Origin of the sequence: Streptomyces angustmyceticus (assembly GCF_019933235.1) — a bacterium.
Lineage (GTDB): Bacteria > Actinomycetota > Actinomycetes > Streptomycetales > Streptomycetaceae > Streptomyces > Streptomyces angustmyceticus.
Window position 1 is genome coordinate 363,266 of record NZ_CP082945.1, and the last position, 19,758, is coordinate 383,023.

Below are 19,758 nucleotides of genomic sequence, written 5' to 3' on the forward strand. Positions count from 1 at the left end.
ACGTGCGGCGTACCGGTGCCGGGCGCTACGGCGAAGGGCTGTTCCGCCCGGAGGAGACCGGCGAGGCCGGTCGTATCGACCAGGGGGCGCTCGCCTACGACGAGGTGAGCGCCGCCCGGCTGACGGCGTTGGGTGCCGGTCCCGGCTGGAACTGCCTGGACGTGGGCGCGGGGACCGGCACTCTCGCACGGTGGCTGCTGGAGTCGGCCGGGGTCACGACGGTGCTCGCGGTGGACCGCGACACCCGGTTCCTCACCGCCGGCGGTATCCCCGGCCTGACGGCGCTCGACGCCGACATCACCGCTCCGGACTTCGATCCCGGCCGGTTCCAGCTGGTGCACGCGCGGTTCGTCCTGATGCATCTGCGCCCCTGGCGCCGCATGATCGCCAAACTGGCGTCGCTGGTGGCGCCCGACGGCGTGCTGGTGCTCAGCGACGCCGTGGACCTCACCAGCGCCACCGCGCCCGGCACCCCGTACACCACGGTCATGCGGGCGATGTGGCAGGCGCTCCGGGAGACCATCGGCACGGACATCTCGTGGGTCCCGGACTACCCGCACCTCCTGCACGAGGAGGGGCTGTGCGAGGTGGCCGCCGAGATCCATGTTCCCCCGTTGGTGCCGGGGAGCGCGATCAGCCGCTTCTGGGCCGATACGTGGGGCCGTACCCGGGGCGCCATGCTGGCGACGGGGCGGGTGGACGAGGAACAGATCGAGCAGGGCCTGCGGACGCTGTCGTCGCCCGCCGGGGGCGCCGGTCTGTCCCCCGGGATGCTCACCGCCTGGGGGTGGCGGACCGAGGAGGGCGCCCGCGGCCGGCACCGCTGACCGGGCGGGCGGCCCCTGACGGCGCGCCCGCCCGGACCCGAGCCGATGGCGCACCGCCTCCCGGCGCGACGGTCAGCGGGCCTTGGGGAGTTGCTGGGTGGAGCAGTGGATGCCGCCGCCGCCCTCGCCGAGGTGGTCGACGGGCACCGCCACCACCTCCCGTCCCGGATACAGCTCCCGCAGGACGCTCGCGGCCCTGCTGTCGGCCCTGCGGTCGCCGAAGCGGGGCATGACGACCCCTCCGTTGACCACGTAGTAGTTCACGTAGCAGGCCAGGAAGCCCTTGCCCCGGCGCCCGATGTCGGCGGGCTCGGGCAGCTCGACGACGTCGAGCCGCTTCCCGCGGGCGTCGACGGCCCGCTCCAGGACCCCGCGGGCCTGCCGGTAGGCCGGGGTGAACTCGTTGGGGCGGGCGTGTGCGGCCGGCGTGCTCAGGACCACGACGCCGGGCTCGGAGAACCGGGCCAGCGCGTCGATGTGATAGTCCGTGATGTCCTTGCCCTTGACGCCCTTCACCCAGATCACCGTCGTGGCGCCGAACAACTTCTCGAGCGCCCGCTCGATGTCGTCGCGGGAGGCACCCGGGTTGCGGTTGTCGTTGACGAGGGAGCTCTCCGCCGCCATCAGGGTCCCCCGGCCGTCGCCCTCGACCGCCCCGCCCTCGGCGGTGATCGGTGCCTCGATCCTGGTGAGCCGCTCGTCGTCGAGGACCGCGCGGGCGACCCGGCTGTCGCGGCCGTGCTCCTGCTTGCCGCCCCAGCCGTTGAAGTTGAGGTCGACGCCGGCGATGCCGTCGGGCCCGAGGACGAAGACGGGTCCGCTGTCCCGCGTCCACAGGTCGTCCACCGGGACCGGGACGACCTCCACCCCGGACCCGCAGGCCCTCCGGGCGGCCCGTACCTCCCGTTCGTTGGCGAGGAGGGCCACCGGCTCGAACTCGGCGATCGTGCGGGCGATACGGGCGATGTCGGCGCGCACGCCGTCGGCGTCCGGCCCCCAGATCCGGCGGGTGGGCCAGGCCATGTAGGTCGCCTGGTGCGGATGGGCCTCCTCGGGCAGCCGCCATCCACCGGACGGCTTCGCGCCGGCGGGAACGGCGCCCGCCGCGTTCGACGCGCGGCCGCCGTCCGGTGTGCCGCAGGCCCCCAAGGCTCCTCCTACGGCCGCGATGACCGCCGCTTGCAGTGTCTGACGTCGGGATATGTCCACGATCAGCCCCCTGACTGAAATTTTGGTCAGGACGATGGTAGGGCATGATCGGACCCGAGCCACCTCGATTCCTCGGACCGCGGGAGCATGCGATGCCGGACAGGCCCACCCAGATCCTCGAAGCCGCCGCCCGGCTGATCGCCCGGCGCGGCGTCCGCGGGCTGCGCGTGGAGGAAGTGTCAGCGGAGGCCGGCGTCTCGACCGCCCTGATCTACTACCACTTCAAGGACCGCACCGGACTGCTGCGCCGGACCCTGGAGTTCATCAACCGGCGCGCGGTCCGCTACACCGACGCCGCCTTCGACCTCTCCGACGATCCCCGTACGCAGCTCACCGAGATCCTGCTGCGGGAGCTGCAGGACGCCCCCGACGTCAGGGAGAACAGCGCGGCGTGGGGCGAGTTGCGCGCCACCGCCGTCTTCGACCCGGACCTGCGGGAGCTGCTGGCCACCGCGACCCGCGAGTGGAACGACGACCTCGCCGGCCTGATACACCGGGCGCGGGAGGCCGACCCGGCGCTGTCCGGGGTCGACGCGCAGGCGGCGGCCGAGCGGCTCACCGCGCTGGTCGAGGGCGTGAGCGAGCGCTGGCTGAGCGGCACCACCTCGCTCCAGCGGGCCCACGAGCTGATCCGTGGCGCCGTCGAGGCGGAACTCCGGCCCGCCTGAGGGGACATGGACCGGCCGGCCCGGTCCCGCGGCTGTCATGGCCGCGGGGCCGGGCCGTTCGCATGGCGGGCGCCATACCGGAGGAACTCAGCGCTTCGGTCAATAAGTGGACATCGACGACTGTTTTCGGTCGGATTACGGCACGTGACCCTCTGCACCCGCTCACCCGGTCCGACCGGGCCGACAGTGCGGAATCCCCTCCTCACAAGGAGTGTCGCCATGTGGCGGTCATGCGGCGGTTGCCGGAATCTGGCGGAGAATTTTCTGTTCTGATGTGTAAATGGTGAAGAAACCCGACCGAAAGTGTGCATCGGGTTTTGACCCTTGATCGACCGGTCAGTCATGGTCGGCGCATGCCCGACATACCCCGACCCGCGGCCGGCAGCCCGCTGCGTCTGCGTGACTTCCGCCTTCTGCTCGCCGGTGCCGCGGCCGGTCAACTCGGCTCCCAGGTCACCCTGGTCGCCCTGCCGCTCGTAGCGGTGCTCGTACTCGACGCCCCCGCCTTCCAGGTGGGGCTGCTCACCGCCGCGGAGACCGCCGCGTTCCTGCTGGTCGGGCTGCCGGCCGGGGCCTGGGTCGACCGGATGCGCAAGCTGCCGCTGATGATCCGCGCCGATGTGGTGCGGGCCCTGGCGATGGCGAGCGTCCCGCTGGCCGCCGTCACCGGTGTGCTGACGATGACGCAGTTGTACGTCGTCGCCCTGGTGACCGGCGTGGCGACGGTCTTCTTCGACGTCGCCCACCAGAGCTTCCTGCCCCAACTGCTGCCCCGCGACCAGCTCGTGGCGGGCAACGGGGCGCTGGAGACGATCCGTTCCTCGGCGCAGGTCGCCGGGCCCGGGATCGGCGGCGGTCTCGTCCAGCTGCTGGGCGCGGCCCTGGCCATCGTCGCCGACGCGGTCGGCTATGCGCTCTCCGCGCTGTTCCTGTGGGGCATCAAGCAGCCCGAGAGCCTTCCCGAGCGCGGGCCGGACGCCTCGCTGCGCCGGGACATCGGCGAGGGACTGCGCTTCGTCTTCCGGCACCGGCTGCTGCGCGTGATCGCCGTGACGACCGCGCTGGGGAACTTCTTCACCGCGCTGCTGATGGCCACCCAGTCCGTCTTCCTGGTCCGGGTGCTGGGCCTGGCGCCGGGCGTGGTCGGTCTCGTGCTGGCTGCCTCGGCCCTGGGCGGACTGGCCGGCGCGCTGTGCGCCGGACGGCTCGCCGCCCGGCTCGGCCAGGCCCGGATCATCTGGCTGTCCGCGCTGGTCACCGGCCCGTTCGCGCTGCTGTGGCCGTTGTCGGGACGCGGCGCGGGGGCGGCGCTGTTCGCCCTGGGCTCCGGCGTGGTGTTCTTCGGCGCCGTGGTCTACAACGTCGCCCAGGTGAGCTTCCGTCAGTCCCTGTGCCCGCCCCGGCTGCTCGGCCGGATGAACGCCACCCTGCGGTTCCTGATGTGGGGGACCCTGCCGCTGGGCGCGCTGGCCGGCGGCGCCCTGGCCGATGCCTTCGGGGCCCGCACGGCGCTGGTGTGGTGTGCGGCCGGGTTCCTGGCCGTACCGCTGCCGCTGCTGCTCTCCCCGCTGCGACGGATGCGCGACCTGCCCGGCGCGGAGCCGGCCCCGGAGGCCGGGGACGACGCCACCGACGCGCCCGAGCCCGCGCCCCTCGGCTGACGGCCGGCCGCCGCGCCCCGTCCCCGACCCTTCCACCGGCCCTCGTACCAGGGCCCGTTCCCTGCGTCGTCTTCCGCGAGGCAGGCCCGATGTCAGAGAGGATGACGTGCTCAGCATCACGAGCCAGTACCTGGCCCGCTTCCGGCGGCTCGACGCCGGCGACGGGGCCCCGGCCCCGCTGCCCGTCACGGGCGCCCAGCGGCGCTTCGCGCTGGTGCGTGCCATGGACCCCGACGGCCGGCCGGACCTCGTGCCGATGTTCTTCGCCTTCCCGCACGGCACGGTGGACCCCGTACGCCTCGCGGCGGCCGCGAGGCGGCTCGCCGCCCTGCACCCCGTGCTGCGCTCCCGGCTCACCGTGCTGCGCGGCACCCCCGCACTCCGCCCGGAGGAGCCGCAGGTCCCCGTGACCCGCCTGACCTGCGCGCCCGGTGAGGACGCGGCCACCGTGCTGCGCCGCGCCCTGGCCGGCTGGGCCCCCGACGGCCCGCCGCTGCGGCTGTTCCTGGCGCAGGACGGGCCCGGGAGCGCGGACGAGGTGCTCGCCGTCGTCCTGGACCACACCGCCTGCGACGGCCAGTCGCTGGCCCGGATCGTCGAGGAACTCGGCGCGGCCTACGAGGAAGGGACGGGCGCCGAACGGCCCTCGGCCCATGAGGTCGCCACCGAGCTGGCCGCCTACCGGGACGCCGTGCTGCTCCAGCTCGAAGCGGAGGAACGCGCGGGCTCACCCGCGGCGATGGCGTACTGGGGCGAACGGCTGCGCGCGGTGCGCGAGCAGGCGCCCGCGCCACGGCCGCAGTCCCTCTCCCCCGGGGCGGCGCCGGGCGGTTCGGCCGCGCTGCGCCTGCCCGCGCCGCCGGCCGGGGTGCCCTTCCCCGAGCTGCTCGACGCCTGCCGGGCGGCGGCAGCGGTGCTGTTCGGGGCGGGTCATGTGGTGCCGCTCGGCTACCCGTGGGGCGGCCGGCCGCCCGCCGCCGCACCCGTCCTCGGCTGCTTCCTCAACACCGTGGTCTTCCCGACCGCCACCGGGGACGCGCCGTCCGCGACGTCCGAATCCTGGTGGGACGACCTGGACCACGCCGCCACGCCCTTCGACGCCGTGGTGCACGCCGCCCGCGCGGCCGGCTCCGGCTGGACCGGCCGGCTCGACGGCATGCTGACCGTCGACGACTCCCGGCGCCACCCCCCGCTGCGGCTGGGCGGTGTGACGGGCCGGGAGATCCATGTGGACGGCAGGGCCGTACGCGGCCCCTTCGCGGTCTCCGTCACCCAGGGCCCGCAGCTGCACCTGCGGATGGTGTGGGACCGCGCGATCCTCCCCGACGACACCGCCGAGAGCGCCTTCACCGCGCTCGCCGGCGCGCTGCGGACGCCGGCGCCGAGCGCCGGCTGACCCCGCCCGGGGCCCCGCCCCGCACACGCTTTTCCATGACCGCAGGACCACGCCGCGCGATCCACGGCCGGTTCCTGCCACCCCACAGGCCGGGCCCGACCATGCCCCGGCCGGAGAAACCCGCCCCGACAACCTCAGGGACCGCCCATGCTTCCGCTCTCCTCCTCGCAGGAGATCGTCTGGCTGCACGAACAGGTGCAACCGGGCAGCCGCGCCTACAACTTCACCGCCGCACTCGACCTGTGGGGCACGCTCGACACCGAGGCGCTGCGCCGCGGCCTGGCCGCCACGCTCGACCGGCACCCCGGTCTGCGGCTGGAACTCGTCGCCGTCGACGGGGCAATGCCCGGTCAGCGGGTCGCCGAGAGCTGCGCGCCGCGGCTGCACACGGTGGACCTGAGCGGGGAGGCGGACCCGGAGGCCGCGTTCCAGGAGCTGCTGCGCACCGAGGCGGAGACCCCGCTCGACACCTTCGAGGCGCCGCTGCTGCGCTGGACGCTGGTCCGGCTCGGGGAGGAGCGGCACCGGCTCGTCCATGTCGAGCACCACCTGATCCACGACGGCCACTCGTTCGCGATCCTGCTGCGCGACGTGTTCAGCGTCTACCGGGGCCACGTCCTGGGCGAGCCGGTGGAGCTCGCGCCCGCGCCCTCGTACGCCGACCACGTCCGGGCGGGCGCCCGGGCCGAGGAGGGCGGGGAGCGGCGCGACAGCCTGGAGTTCTGGGCCGGTGAACTGCGCGACATGTCCTACGACATGCCGCTGCCCGGTCTGACCCGGCCCGGCTCCCGGCGCCGGCACCACGGCGGCCAGCTGCGGCAGTCGATCGGCGCGGACCTGGCGGAGGCGCTGCGCGCCCATGCCCGTGAGCGCGGGCTGACGCCGTTCGCCACGCTGCTGGGGCTCTTCGCCGAACTGCTGCGCCGGCACAGCGGTCGCTCGCAGATGGTGATCGGCACCGCGGTCGGCAACCGCCCGCGCGGCTTCGAGGGCGCGGTGGGCATGTTCGTCAACACCATCCCGCTCGCGCTCCACCTGGACCCGGCCGCCCCGGCCGAGGAGACCATGGACGAGGTGACCGACACCCTCATCCGTGCGCTGCCGCACCAGGAGGTGCCGATCCAGGAGCTGACCCGCACGCTCGGCCTGCACACCTCCGGCGCCGACAACCCGCTGTTCAGCGTGATGTTCAGCGCCCACGACGCCGAGCTGCCCGAGATCGACGTCCCCGGCCTGGACATCACCCTGTTCGAGGGCTTCAACACCGGCACCACCCGCTTCGACCTGGACGTGGTGCTGCTCCCGGACGACCGGCGCGGGGTCAGCCTGCGGCACGGCGCGGCGGGGATGACCCTGGTCTGGGACTACGACGCCGACATGTTCGGCGAGGACGTGGCGAAGCTGCTCGCCGAGCGTTTCCTGGACCTGCTGCGCGCCTACCTCGACGCCCCCGGCGCCGCCCTCGCGGACCTGGCGCCGCCGGCCGCACCGCCGGCCCTCCCGGCCGCCGCGCCGCCGGCCTTCGCACACGATCCGCTGGACCCGGCCACCGCGCACGACGCGTCCCTGCCCGCGCTGCTCATCGGCGCCCGCCGGATCACCTACGGCGACCTCGACGCCCGGGTCACCTCGCTGGCCGAGCGGATGCGGGCGGCGGGGGTGAGCGCCGGTCAGCCGGTGGCGGCCGTGCTGCCCCGCGGCGCCGACACGGTCGTGGCGCTGCTGGCCTGTCTGCGGACCGGGGCGGTGTACTGCCCGCTGTCGCCGTCCGACCCGGCGGCCCGTCTGGAGCTGCTGCTGGGCCGGCTGGGTCCGGCGCTGGTGCTGACCTCGGCGGACGCCCCCGTCACGCTTCCCGACGGGCTGCCGGCGGCCACCGTCGACGCCCCGGTCCTGCCGGCGGCGCGGGCGGCCGAGGCCGTGCCCGGTGCCGCCTACATCATCCACACCTCCGGCTCGACGGGCGTTCCCAAGCCGGTCGCCGTCGGCCGTGCGGCGCTGGTGAACCATCTGACGGGCGCCGCCGAGGCGTTCGGGCTGGGCCCGGGCGACCGGGTGCTGCTGTTCGCCCAGCCGTCGTTCGACGTGGCCCTCGAAGAAATGCTGCCGTCGCTGTACGCCGGGGCGTGCCTGGTGGTGCCCGAGCGCGAGGTGCCGACCGGCGCCGAGCTGGCCGCGCTGCTGGTCTCCGCCCGGGTCTCGGTGGCCAACCTGCCGACCAGTTACTTCCTCGCCACCCGCGAGGAGATGCGGCCGGTGCTGCGCGACGGGCAGTGGGCGCCGCGGCTGCTGGTGCTCGGCGGCGAGCGCCTTCCGGCGGACGTGATGCGGGCGTACCTGGCGGAGAGCGACAGCACCGTGCTCAACGTCTACGGCGTCACCGAGGCCGCCGTCAGCACGACCGTCCACGAGATCACCCGGGACGGCCTCGTCGACGGTGCGGAGATCCCCCTGGGCACCGAGCTGCCCGGCGAGCGGGTCCATGTGCTGGACGCGCACCACCGGCCGCTGCCGGACGGCGCGGTCGGTGAACTGGCCATCGCCGGGGCCGGGCTGGCCGAGGGTTACGTCGGCAACCCGGAGACCACCGCCGCCCGCTTCCTCGACATCGAGGCCCTCGGCGGCGAGCGGGTCTACCTCACCGGTGACCTCGGCTACCGCGGCCGCGACGGGCTGCTGTACTTCCTGGGACGACGCGACCACCAGGTCAAACTGCGCGGCTACCGCATCGAGCTGGAGGAGGTGGAGGCCGCCGCCTCGGCCGCGCTCGGCGGCCGGTCGTGCGCCGTGGTCCTGGACCGGGACGCCGCGGGCGGCCCCCGGCTGGTCGGCTTCCTGGAGAGCGCGGACGACGGTGCGCCGTGGGACGAGCAGGCGCTGCACACGGAGTTGAGCCGCCGGCTGCCGAGCGCCCTGGTCCCCGGGCGCTGGGCGGCGCTCGACACCATGCCGCGGCTGGCCGGGGGCAAGCCGGACCGCGCCGCGCTGACCCGCCGGGCCGTCGCGCTGGAGCCGGCCGCCCCCGTCGAGGAGAGCGGGGACGCGCCCGCCGCGCTGCCGTCCGACCCGATGACGGAGCTGCTCGCCGAGGGCTGGCGGGAGGCGCTGGGCCACGCCCGCTTCGACGCGGCCTCGGACTTCTTCCGGTCCGGCGGCCACTCGCTGCTCGCCGCGCAGCTGGCGGCCTGGCTCGAACCGCGGCTGGGGCAGCGCCCGCCGCTGCGGCTGCTGTTCCAGAACCCGGTGCTGGCCGACCAGGCCACCGCGCTCACGGCCGTCGGCACCCCCGCCGTGCCCGCCCCCGCCGCCTCGACCACTGTGACGGAGTCCCGATGACCCAGCCGATGACCGCCACGACGGCGGCCCCGACCACGTCCGCCGCAGCGCCGCTCAGCATCGCCCGTACCGAGGCCCCGGCCGCCGAGGGGACGAGCGGGGTGCTCTCCCGCTTCGAGGAGTGGGCCCGGCGCTCGCCCGAGGCCCCCGCGGTGGTCGACGGTGCCCACCGCTGGACGTACGGGGCCATCGACGCCGCCGCCGACGAGGTCGCGGGGGCGCTGCGCGGCCGGGTCGGGCCCGGGGACCTGGTCGGTGTCTGCCTCGACCGTTCGGCCGCGCTGGTGGTGACCGCCGTCGCGCTCGCCCGGATCGGCGCCGTCTACCTGCCGATGGGCCCGCGTCCCGGCGAGCGCCGCACCGAGGCCGTCACCGAGGATCTCGACGTCGTCTGCCTGATCGGCGACCCCGGGGTCCTGCCGCCCCGGCACCGGTCGGCCGAGCACCTGCCGCTGGCGCTGCCCGGCGAGGGCGCCAACGCCACCGCCACGGTGGTGGCGGCGTTCGCCCCGTCCGGCGACACGGCCCGCTCCGCGCCCTCCGGGGCGTTCTACGCCGTGCTGACCTCCGGTTCCACCGGCCGCCCCAAGGCGGTGGCCGTCGGCGAGCCCGCGCTCGCCGCGGTGCTGGACTGGTACCGCACCACGAGCGGTGTGGGCCCCGGCGACCGGCAGTCCCTGCTGATCGGCGTCGCGTTCGACCCCCATCTGCTGGAGCTGTGGGCCGGGCTGACGTCCGGGGCGGCGCTGGTGCCCGCGCCGGACGAGGTCCGCTGGGACCCGATGGTGCTGGCCGACTGGTGGCGCACGTCCGCGGTGTCGGTGGGCGTCGCGGCCACCCCGATGGTGGAGCCGCTGCTGGAGCGGCCCTGGCCGCAGGATCTGACGCTACGTCATCTGTTCGTGGGCGGTGACCGGATGCGCCGCCGGCCCGGCAAGGACGTGACCACCACGGTCCACAACGCCTACGGCCCGGCCGAGGCCACCGTGGTCTCCACCGTCCACACCATGCGGGACTCGGACGCCGCGGCGGGCACCGGCGCCGCGCCGCCGATCGGCCGTCCCCTGCCGGGCGTCACCGTGGTCGTCGCCGACCCGGACGGCCGGCCCGTCTCCCGGGGCACCGAGGGCGAACTCCTCATCGGCGGTGGCGCCCTGGCGCTCGGCTACCTCGACCCCGAGCTGAACGCGCGCCGCTTCCGCGCCGTGCCGGAGGGCCTGGACCTGCCGGAGGTGGCGCGCCTGTACCGCACCGGGGACCGGGTGCGGATGGCGGACGACGGGGAGCTGGAGTTCCTCGGCCGCCTCGACGACCAGGTCAAGATCAGCGGAGTCCGGATCGAACCGGCCGAGGTGGAGGCCGCGTTCGAGAAGGACCCTGCGGTGCTCGGCGCCGTCGTCACCGCGCCGCGCACCGCCGAAGGACGCCCCCGCCTGGTGGCGTACGTCCGGTCGGCGCCCGGGGCGGTGCTCACCGCGGACGCGCTGCTGCCCGCCGTACGCGGCTGGCTGCCGGAGCAGGCGGTGCCCTCGGACGTACGGATCGTGGACTCCTTCCCTCTGGACGCCAACGGCAAGGTGGACCGGGCCGAGCTGACCCGGCGGGCGGCGGCCGGCGACGGGGCCGGCCCGGCCGGCGCCCCCGCGGACGGCGGCGGCCTGCCGGCCGACGCCACCCCCGGCGAGCGGCTGGTGCTGAGCGCCGTGCGCGACCTGCTGGCCCGGCCCGCGCTCTCGCTGGCGGACAGCTTCACCGGGTCCGGCGGCACCTCGCTGCTCGCCGCCCGGCTGCTGACCGTCATCGAGAAGGAGAGCGGTATCCGGCTGCGCGCCCCCGAGCTGCTGCGCCAGCCGGACCTGCGCGCGGTGGCGCTGCTCGTCGACACCCGCGCCGCCCGGCAGCCGGCGGGAGCCTGAGATGACCACCCTGAGCCCGCTCTCCCCCGACACCCGGAAGGAAGGCCCCGTGCCCACCGAAGGCACCCCGCAAGGCGGCCGTACCGCGTCCGGTGACCGCACCGCGGCCGCCGCGACCGCCACACGGCCCGCGGCCGCCGCACGGCCCGCGGCCGCGGCCGGTCCCGCGGCCCTGGTGGCCTGGCACGCCGCGCGGACCCCGCAGGCCCTGGCCGTGGCGGACGGCGACACCACGCTCACCTACGCCCAGCTCGTCTCCTCGGCGCGGGCGCTCGCCGCCCACCTGCGCGAACACGGTGTGCGCCGGGGCGACTCGGTGGCGCTGCTGATGCCGCGCTCCGCCCGTACGGTCGTCGCCCAGCTCGCCCTGTGGTGGGCGGGCGCGGTGTGCGTCCCGCTCGATCCGGCCCATCCGCGCGCGCGTTCCGAGGCGCTGGCCGCCGACGCGGGCGCCACGCTGACCGTCGGCGACGGCAAGCTCCTCGAATCGGCGGCCCTGACCGGTGCCACGCTCGCGCTGCCCGGTGAGCCGCTGGTGGACGGCGGGAACCCGCCCGGCGTCGAACTCGCGCCGGACGCCGCGGCGTTCATCATGTTCACCTCGGGCTCGACCGGCCGGCCCAAGGGCGTGGCCATCCCGCACCGGGCGATCGCCGAGCTGGTCTGCGACCCGGCGTACCTCACCCTCACCTCCCGCGACCGGGTGCTCTTCCACTCGCCGATGACCTTCGACGCCTCGACGTTCGAGGTGTGGGGAGCCCTGACCAACGGGGCCGCCGTGGTGGTGTCCACCACCGAGCGGCCCTCGTTCGAGGACCTGGCCCGGCAGGTGGAGCGCCACGGCGTGACCGTCGCCTTCTTCACCACCGCGCTCTTCCACCAGCTGGCCGGCCGCCGCTCGCGGATCTTCGCGCAGCTGCGCACGGTGGTCGTGGGCGGTGAAGCGCTGTCCGCGCACCACGCCCGCGAGGTGCTCCAGGCCTTCCCCTGGCTGGAACTGGTCAACGGCTACGGGCCGACGGAGGCGACGACCTTCACCACGGCCCACCGCGTCACCCTCGCCGACTGCGACGGCCAGGTGCCCATCGGCCGGCCGATCGCCGGGGCGACCGTGCACCTGCTGGACGACGCCGGCCGGCCGGTCCCGTACGGGGAGGTGGGCGAACTGTGGATCGGCGGCAGCCGGCTGGCGCACGGCTACACCGGGCAGCCGGAGCTGACCGCCGAGCGCTTCAGCGACCACCCCGAACTGGGGCGCCTCTACCGCTCCGGCGACCTGGTCTCCCGGCGTCCCGACGGCACCCTGGACTTCCACGGGCGGACGGACGACCAGGTGAAGATCCGTGGCTTCCGGATCGAGCCCGCGGAGATCGAACACGCCCTGCGGGAGCAGTCCGAGGTGGCGGACGCGGCGGTGGCCGTGCACCGTCCCTCCCCCGACGACGCCCGCCTGGCCGCCTTCGTCGTGGCCGCGCCGGGACCGGTGCCCCGCCCCGACGCCCTGCGGGACCGGCTCGCCGCCGTGCTTCCCGCCCATCTCGTCCCCGACGAGGTGCGGGTGGTCGACGCGCTGCCGCTCAACTCCTCGGGGAAGGTCGACCGCCGCGCGCTGACCGACCTCGTCACCGCGGACGGGCCGGACGCGCCGGCCGGGCCGCTGGGTCCGCTGGAGCAGGCCGTGGCCGAGGTCTGGAGCCGGTCGCTGGGCCGTGAGGTCACGCGTCCGGACGCCGACTTCCTCGCGCTGGGCGGGCATTCGCTGCTCGCGCTCGCGGTCACCGACGACCTGCGCGAGGAGCTCGGCGTCGAGCTGACGCTCGCCGACTTCTTCGCCGCCCCCACGGTGGCGGGGCACGCCGCGCTGGTCGAGCGCGCGCTCCTCGCCGCGCACAGCGATCTGCACCCCGGCGCCCCGGAGGACACCGATGGCCACTGACACCCCCTCCGCCGCGGCGCTCCAGGAGGAGTTGCTGCGCCGGGCGCGCTCCCGTGCCGGGCGCCCCGCCGCCGCGGCTCCCGCACCCGTCCCGCAGGGGCCCGCGCCGCTCTCGCACGCCCAGCGCCGGATGTGGCTGATGGACCGGCTGGGGCACGGCGACGCCTCGTACAGCGTGCCCTTCGCCACCCGGCTGCGCGGACCGCTCGACCTCGCCGCGCTGGCCGCCGCACTGACGGCGCTGGTGGGCCGCCACGAGATCCTGCGCACCCGGTACGGGCAGCGGGACGGCGAGCCGTACCAGGAGGTGCTGCCGGCTCCGGAGACGGTCGCGCCGCGGGTCGTGGACGCGGTCCCGGACGACTCCGACGCGCTGCTGGCCGAGGAGGCGCGCCGTCCCTTCGACCTGGCCGCCGGCCCCCTTCCGCGCGCCCTGGTCCTGCGGCACGGCGAGCAGGACCACACCGTTTTGCTGACGTTTCATCACATCACCATCGACGGATCCTCGTTGGACACCGTCGCCGGGGAACTGGCCCGTGACTACGCGGCAGCCGCCGGGGGCTCCGCCGCCGAGGAGCGGCCCGAGCCGCCGCAGTACGCGGACTTCGCCCGCCGCGAGCAGGCGGCCGCCGACCGCCTCGGACAGGGCCTCGCCCATTGGGCCGGCCGCCTCGAAGGTCTCTCCCCGCTGCGCCTGCCGCGCCCCGCGCAGCCGCCCGCCGACACCGGCACCCGCCCGGCCGGCACCCGGACCGTTCCGCTCGACCCGCGGGTGCCGGCCGCCCTGCGCGCGCTGGGCCGAGAGCACCGGGCCACCCTGTTCACGGTGGCGCTCGCCGCGTCCTTCGCCGCGCTCAACCGGTTCACCGGCCAGGACGACCTGGTGATCGGGGTCGCCGGCACCCACCGGCAGGGCGCCGACATGCGCGGTCTGGTGGGGCTCTGCGTCAACACCCTCCCGGTCCGGGTGGACACCGCGGGCGACCCGTCCTTCAGCACGCTGGTGGCGCGCGTACGGGACGCGCTGCTGGAGGCTCAGCAGCGCCGCGAGGTGCCCTTCGACCTCATCCTGGAGCGCCTCGGCGCCGCCGCCCGCGACACGGACGGCACCGGGCTGGTCCGGGCGACCGCGGACGTCCTGGGCGAGCCCGCCACGCTGCGGCTGCCGGGGCTGACGGACGAGTACGTCGAGGTCGGCACCGCCGAGGCCAAGTTCGACCTCTCCTTCGGCCTGGTGGACACCGACGCCCCCGCCGGCCTTGTCCAGTACAGCCGCACCGCGCTCGACGAGGAGGCGGCGGCCGCGCTCGGCACGCACTACGCCGCCCTGCTCACCGCAGTGGCGGACGAGCCCGCTCTCCGGCTGTCCCGGCTGCCCGGTGCGCCGCCCGCGCCCCGGGAGGAGGCCGGCGGGCACCCGGCCGAGGTGCTGCTGCGGGCGCACCCTGAGGTGGCCGAAGCCGCCGTGGTCGCGCCGGCCGGCGGCCCGCTGCTCGCCTATGCCGTGCTGCGCGGCATCGATGGCCCGTCACCCGCCCAGCTCCGCTCCCTGCTGCGCACGGAGTTGGCCCCGGAGCTGGTGCCCGCCGCGGTGACCCTGCTGGACACCCTGCCGCGCACGGCCGACGGCGCGGCCGACCCGGCCCGGCTGCCCGGCTTCCCCGCGGCACCCGCGCCGGAGGGGGCGCACGCCGACGCCGTGACCGAAGGGTTCACCGCCCTCCTGGGCCACGCGCCCGGACCGGACGACGACTTCTTCCTCCTCGGCGGCCACTCGCTGGTCGCCGTGCAGCTCGCCGAGCGGCTGCGCCAGGCGCTGAAACTGCCCCTGACCGGCCTGGACATCATGCAGGCCCGCACCCCGCGCGCGGTCACCGCCCTGCTGGAGGCACGGGAGGCGGAGCGCGTCGCCGCGCCGTCGGCCACCCGCTCCCGGCCGCGGCGCTCGCGCGAGGGCACGGTCCTGGTCACCGGCGGCACCGGCGGTGTCGGTGCGTTCGTGCTGCGCGAACTGGCCGCCCGGGGGCGTCCGGTACTCGCGCTGGCCCGCCCGGAGTCGGCACACCTGGTCGCCGCGGAGGGCGTGGACGTCATCGAGGGCGACCTCACCGATCTGGACGGGCTGCGCAAGGCCGTCGACAGCGCCGACGCCGTCCTCCACGCGGCCTGCACCTTCACCCGTCCCGACGTCGATGTGGCGGCGATGATCGCGATGGTCGACGCCTGGTCGCGCGGCCCGTTCGTCTTCGTCAGCAGTGTGGACGCCTACGGGCACCCGGCCGGCGAGTGGGTGGCGGAGGAGTCCGCGCCCCGGCAGCCGCTGAGCGGGTACGGGCAGGCGAAGGCCGACTGCGAAGGGCTGCTGCTGCGCGCGGCCGGCGACGGGGGCCGGGGCGGCGCGAGCGCCGTCCGTTCCCCGCTGGTCTGGGGGGCGCACCAGCGGCTGCGGGACCAGTTGCGCTGGGGCGCGACCGGCATCCTCTACCAGGCGGCACAGGAGGGGCGGCCGATCGGTCTGCCGCGGCCGGGGACGGGCGGTCACGCGTGGTACGGCGCGGCGTGGGTGCATGCCGCGGCGCTGGCCCGGGCCGTGGTGTCCGCGCTGGACTCCCCCGTGCACGGCGTCGCCAACGCCGTGAGCGGGCACCTGTCCTGGCGCGACCTCGCCGGCGGGCTGACCGAACTGCTCGGCAGCGACAGCGAGATCCACGAGACGGACGAGGTCCACCCGGACCTCGATCACCGCTGGCACTACCGCGCCGACCGGCTGGCCCCGGCCCTGCGGGCACTGCCGGGCGAGGACTGGCGCGCCGTGCTGGCCTCGATGGTCGACCCGGCGGCGCACTGAACGGCGTGGCACGCCAGGGCGGAAGCGCCCGGCGGCCCCCCGGCCACCGGGTGCTCTCCCCTCCGCCGTCCGGCGCGGCCCGAGCGGGCCGTGCCGGGCGGCGGCGGTCTATGAGCGGGCGAGGTCCTGGGTCCAGTACGCCCGGTGCTTCCCGTCGAAGGCGACGCCCACGCCGGTGGTGTGAAAGGAGCAGTTGAGGAGGTCGGCCCGGTGCTCGGGGCTGGCCATCCAGGCGTCGACGGCGTGCTCGGGCTCCGTGGCCCCGGCGTTCTCCGCCCGGGCGTCGTGGTCCGCGGGGGCCGCTGCGCCGGACTCGGCGCCGTCCGCGGCACGGTGGGCGGAGGAGCGGCGGGCGGCCAGGTCCCGGCTGTGCCGCCGGGCGGCCTCCGCCAGGCGCGCGTCGCGTCGCAGGGGCTCGCAACCGTGCTCCGCGCGGGCCTCGTTGACGAGCCGGAGCGCCTCGGCCCGGTCGTGGTCGGCCCGCGGTGCGTCGGGCCGGGAGGTGGGGCTCTCGGCGGCGGACGCGGCGGGGGCCTGATCCGGGGACCCCGTGTACTCGGTCGCCTTCGCGTCGTCCTGGGAGGAGAGCACGGCGAGCGCGCCGATGAGCGCACCGGCCGAGACAACGATGGCAGGAGGAACCCTGCGGACCCGCTGCGGAGGGGTACCACGGGAGCCGCGTGCAGGCGTGGACGAGTATTTCGTATTCAACTAAATATTCTCCATGCGTGGGGGGAGATACCCGGGAGAGGGCACGTCGCATTCAACGCGCCATCCCTTCACCGGAGAAGAAACCGGTCGTGCGAAGGGGCGCTCCCAGGAGCCGGATTACCGTAACAAGAGAACGGAACATGGCGCCCCCGCGGGCCGTCGCTCAGCAACAATCTCCGCCGTGAGCTGGGAAATCAGGGGGGCATCAGCTGTCGATACCACCCTGCTCGGGCATTCGGCATCGGCGGCGGGATTCTTCGACATACCGGACCAGTTCCGGCACCGACTTCCCCCGCACGCCCCGGCTCTTTCCCGGCGGCGGCTTCTCTTCCGCACCGGCCGCGGCGCCCGCCGCCGCCCGGACACATCCACCGTACGCAATCGCGCGACCACGGGGGATTCCGGGAAATTCCCTCCTCCCGGCCTGCCCAGCGCCGAATACCGCGGCCGGCTTGCGACCATGGGCGGGCTGCCGGGGCCGACGCCCTCCGGGTGCCCGACCGCCACCGGGGCGCGACACCCCGGCCCCTCGGTACCGGTATCCGCGGACCTTCCGCGAAGACCTCCGTCGCCGCAAAGGAGCCCTGCATGAACGCCAGCACGGATCTGCTCGTCGATGCCTTCGGACGTATCCGTGAGGTCGTCGAGGACGTCGTCACCGGGCTCGACCCCGACGAGCTCGGCACCCGCCCCGACGACGCCAACTCGATCGCCTGGCTGGTCTGGCACCTCACCAGGATCCAGGACGACCACCTCGCCGGGGTCGCCGGCACCGAGCAGGTCTGGACGGCGGACGGCTGGTACGACCGCTTCGGGCTCCCCTTCCCCGCCGACGACACCGGCTACGGCCACACCGGCAAGGACGTCGCGGCCGTCGGCGGTCTGAGCGCACAGCTGCTGACCGGCTATCACGGCGCCGTCCACGACAACACCGTGCAGTACCTCGCCGGGGTCGACGACAAGGACATGAAGCGGGTCGTCGACCGTGCCTGGACGCCGCCCGTCACCCTGGGGGTGCGCCTGGTCAGCGTGGTCGCGGACGATCTGCAGCACGCCGGCCAGGCCGCCTACGTCCGCGGTCTGCTCGGGCGCTGAGAGCCGGACCGCGCCCCGTCACCGCGGCCTCATCCGCCGCGGGGCAGGCGGTGCAGCTCCACCGCGGCGAGCCGGCCCGCCGCGAGCCGTGCCGTCATATAGGTGCAGTACGGCTGCCGGCGGCGGTCGGTCGGCGACCCCGGGTTCAGCAGGCGCAGCCCGCCGTGCGCCGTGGAGTCCCAGGGGATGTGGCTGTGCCCGAAGACCAGCACGTCGAGGCCGGGGAAGCGCTCCGCGCACCGGCGCTCCCGCCCTTGCGCGGGGCCGGTCTCGTGCACCACGCCCAGCCGGACCCCGGCCAGTTCCGCGTACGCCACCTCGGGCAGCCGGGCCCGCAGTTCCGGGCCGTCGTTGTTGCCGTACACCCCGATCAGCCGCCGGGCGCGGGCCGCCAGCAGATCGAGCGTGGCGGTGTCGACCCAGTCGCCGGCGTGCACGACGACGTCCGCCCGGGGCACCTCGTCGAGCAGCTGGGGCGGCAGCGCCTTGGCGCGCCGGGGCAGATGGGTGTCGGAGACGAGCAGCAGTCGCACGGGGTCTCTCCTCGGGTGGGCGTCCCGGACGCGGGCGCGCCGGTCAGCGTTCCTGGGCGGTCGGCCGCACGGCGATCTCGTTGACCGCCATGTGCGGCGGCCGCGTGACCATGAAGGCGATGACGCGGGCGATGTCCTCGGCCCGCAGCCAGACCTCCGGGGGCAGTCCGTGGGCGGCTCCGGCCTGGCTGCCGCCGCGTGTCATCTCGGTCGCGGTCATGCCCGGTTCGACGAGTCCGACCCGGACCTGGCGTCCGGTCACCTCCTGGCGCAGCGCCTCGCTGAAGGAGCACACCGCGTGCTTGGTGGCCGAGTAGACGCTGTTGTCCTTGCGGGGCACCCGGCCGGCGACCGAGCTGACGGTCACCAGGTCGGCCACGCCGCGCGGCCCGTCGTGCGCCGCACGCAGCAGATGCGGGAGGGCGGCGTGCGACATCCGCAGCACCGCCCTGAGGTTGAGGTCGACCATCCGGTCCCAGTCCTCGGGGTCGCTGTCCTCGGCCGCGCCGCGCGCGCCGAAGCCCGCGTTGTTCAGCAGGATGTCCAGCCGTCCGTAGTGCCCGACGGCCTCCTCGACGACCCGTGGCGCCTGTGCCGCCTCCCCCAGATCGGCCGTCAGGGCGACGGCACGGCCGCCCCGTTCGCCGATGGTTCCCGTGAGCCGCTCCAGCCGTTCGGTCCGGCGCGCGACCAGTGCGAGCGCGCAGCCCTCCCGGGCCAGTGCCAGGGCGGCGGCCGCGCCGATACCGCTGGAGGCGCCGGTCACCAGCGCCACACACCCCGACAGCGCCCCGGGGTCCGCGCCGCCGGCTGCCCCGGATGGGTCCTGACGCTCCGTCATGGGGTGTTCCGAGCTGCCCATCGTCCCGCTCCTCCTGCTCGCTCCTGCGGCGCGCGGCGGCCGCGGCCCGGTCCGGGGACCCGTACCCCGCCGGGCGTCCGCTCTCCCGCCCCCTGCGCCATCCGCCCTCCGGGCCCGTGCCCCGTCTACGCCGGCGCCTGCCCCCGCGCGGCGCGGTGCGGAGGCCCGGACAACGGGTATTACCCACGGGAACCCCCCTTTTTTCTGGCTCTGGGAGCTGCTCATGAAGCACACCCATCCCCTGCCGGGCGACATCGGACTCACCCGCATCTCCGGCGTCACCGGCACGCTGATCCGCGTCGGACAGTGGATCAACAAAGACGGCTTCGCCGACTACGAACACGCCTTCCTGGTCCTCCCCGGCGACCAACTGCTGGAGGCGGAGCCCGGCGGCGCCCGCATCACCCCCCTGGCCGCCTACGCCGACGCGGACGTGCTCTACGTCTGCCCGGACCACCTCACCGAGCGGCAGCGCACCGACATCTGCGCGGCCGCCACCGGCTACGCCGGAGTCCCCTACAGCTTCCTCGACTACCTGGCGATCGCCACGCACCGCTTCCGCCTGCCCGTTCCCGGGCTGCGCCGCTACGTCGCCAGCACCCGGCACATGATCTGTTCCCAGCTCGTCGACCAGTGCTATCTGGACGGCGGCGTGCACCTGTTCGCCGACGGCCGCTGGCCCGGCTATGTGACGCCGATGGCGCTGTACCGCCTGCTGGCTCCCTGACCCGGCCGCCCGGCACGGTCCGGGCACGGGTAC

14 protein-coding genes are annotated in these 19,758 nt (G+C 75.4%); 10 read left to right on the top strand and 4 right to left on the bottom strand.

Annotation, left to right across the window (positions count from 1 at the left end; genetic code table 11):
- Positions 1-2: 2 nt before the first annotated feature.
- Positions 3-827, top strand: a complete 825-nt coding sequence (locus tag K7396_RS01615) for a class I SAM-dependent methyltransferase (RefSeq protein WP_086716461.1) — start codon at positions 3-5, stop codon at positions 825-827.
- 72 nt (positions 828-899) lie between these two features.
- Here K7396_RS01615 and K7396_RS01620 read toward each other — a convergent pair whose 3' ends face one another.
- Positions 900-1,976 carry an agmatine deiminase family protein gene (locus tag K7396_RS01620; protein WP_308686887.1) on the bottom strand — a complete coding sequence of 359 codons (1,077 nt, stop codon included), beginning with the start codon at positions 1,974-1,976 and terminating at the stop codon, positions 900-902.
- A gap of 152 nt (positions 1,977-2,128) precedes the next feature.
- On the opposite strand from K7396_RS01620, the gene K7396_RS01625 reads away from it, so the two are divergent.
- From K7396_RS01625 to K7396_RS01655, 7 genes are all read left to right on the top strand, one after another.
- Positions 2,129-2,704, top strand: a complete 576-nt coding sequence (locus K7396_RS01625; RefSeq protein ID WP_086716463.1) for a TetR/AcrR family transcriptional regulator — start codon at positions 2,129-2,131, stop codon at positions 2,702-2,704.
- Positions 2,705-3,057: 353 nt separating this feature from the next.
- Complete coding sequence (locus tag K7396_RS01630) at positions 3,058-4,365, top strand: MFS transporter (RefSeq protein ID WP_086716464.1); 1,308 nt, start codon at positions 3,058-3,060, stop codon at positions 4,363-4,365.
- Positions 4,366-4,471: 106 nt separating this feature from the next.
- On the top strand, positions 4,472-5,761 hold the full coding sequence (locus tag K7396_RS01635) for a condensation domain-containing protein (RefSeq protein ID WP_086716465.1): 1,290 nt from the start codon (positions 4,472-4,474) through the stop codon (positions 5,759-5,761).
- A 147-nt stretch (positions 5,762-5,908) separates the two neighbouring features.
- Positions 5,909-9,097: a non-ribosomal peptide synthetase gene (locus tag K7396_RS01640; protein ID WP_152104225.1), complete on the top strand. Its 3,189-nt coding sequence runs from the start codon at positions 5,909-5,911 to the stop codon at positions 9,095-9,097.
- Positions 9,094-11,013, top strand: coding sequence for a non-ribosomal peptide synthetase (locus K7396_RS01645; protein WP_152104224.1), 1,920 nt, complete (start codon positions 9,094-9,096; stop codon positions 11,011-11,013). Before K7396_RS01640 ends, K7396_RS01645 begins: the two co-directional genes overlap by 4 nt.
- Before the next feature lies 1 nt (position 11,014).
- Positions 11,015-12,949, top strand: a complete 1,935-nt coding sequence (locus K7396_RS01650; RefSeq protein WP_086715108.1) for a non-ribosomal peptide synthetase — start codon at positions 11,015-11,017, stop codon at positions 12,947-12,949.
- A complete protein-coding gene (locus K7396_RS01655) occupies positions 12,939-15,797 on the top strand; it encodes a condensation domain-containing protein (protein ID WP_086715110.1) in 2,859 nt (952 codons plus the stop codon). The genes K7396_RS01650 and K7396_RS01655 overlap by 11 nt, the downstream gene beginning before the upstream one ends.
- A gap of 108 nt (positions 15,798-15,905) precedes the next feature.
- On the opposite strand, the gene K7396_RS01660 is transcribed toward K7396_RS01655, so the two are convergent.
- Positions 15,906-16,508: a CAP domain-containing protein gene (locus tag K7396_RS01660; RefSeq protein ID WP_086715112.1), complete on the bottom strand. Its 603-nt coding sequence runs from the start codon at positions 16,506-16,508 to the stop codon at positions 15,906-15,908.
- 588 nt (positions 16,509-17,096) lie between these two features.
- On the opposite strand from K7396_RS01660, the gene K7396_RS01665 reads away from it, so the two are divergent.
- Positions 17,097-17,603, top strand: coding sequence for a mycothiol transferase (locus tag K7396_RS01665; protein WP_086715114.1), 507 nt, complete (start codon positions 17,097-17,099; stop codon positions 17,601-17,603).
- Between the two features lie 29 nt (positions 17,604-17,632).
- On the opposite strand, the gene K7396_RS01670 is transcribed toward K7396_RS01665, so the two are convergent.
- Both K7396_RS01670 and K7396_RS01675 read right to left on the bottom strand, forming a co-directional pair.
- Positions 17,633-18,136 (bottom strand): metallophosphoesterase family protein, encoded by a 504-nt coding sequence (locus K7396_RS01670; RefSeq protein WP_086715116.1) that lies wholly within the window; start codon positions 18,134-18,136, stop codon positions 17,633-17,635.
- Between the two features lie 43 nt (positions 18,137-18,179).
- Positions 18,180-18,977, bottom strand: a complete 798-nt coding sequence (locus K7396_RS01675; protein ID WP_086715158.1) for an SDR family oxidoreductase — start codon at positions 18,975-18,977, stop codon at positions 18,180-18,182.
- 244 nt (positions 18,978-19,221) lie between these two features.
- Here K7396_RS01675 and K7396_RS01680 point away from each other — a divergent pair, with 244 nt between their 5' ends.
- Positions 19,222-19,725, top strand: a complete 504-nt coding sequence (locus tag K7396_RS01680; RefSeq protein ID WP_086715118.1) for a C40 family peptidase — start codon at positions 19,222-19,224, stop codon at positions 19,723-19,725.
- Positions 19,726-19,758 lie beyond the last annotated feature (33 nt).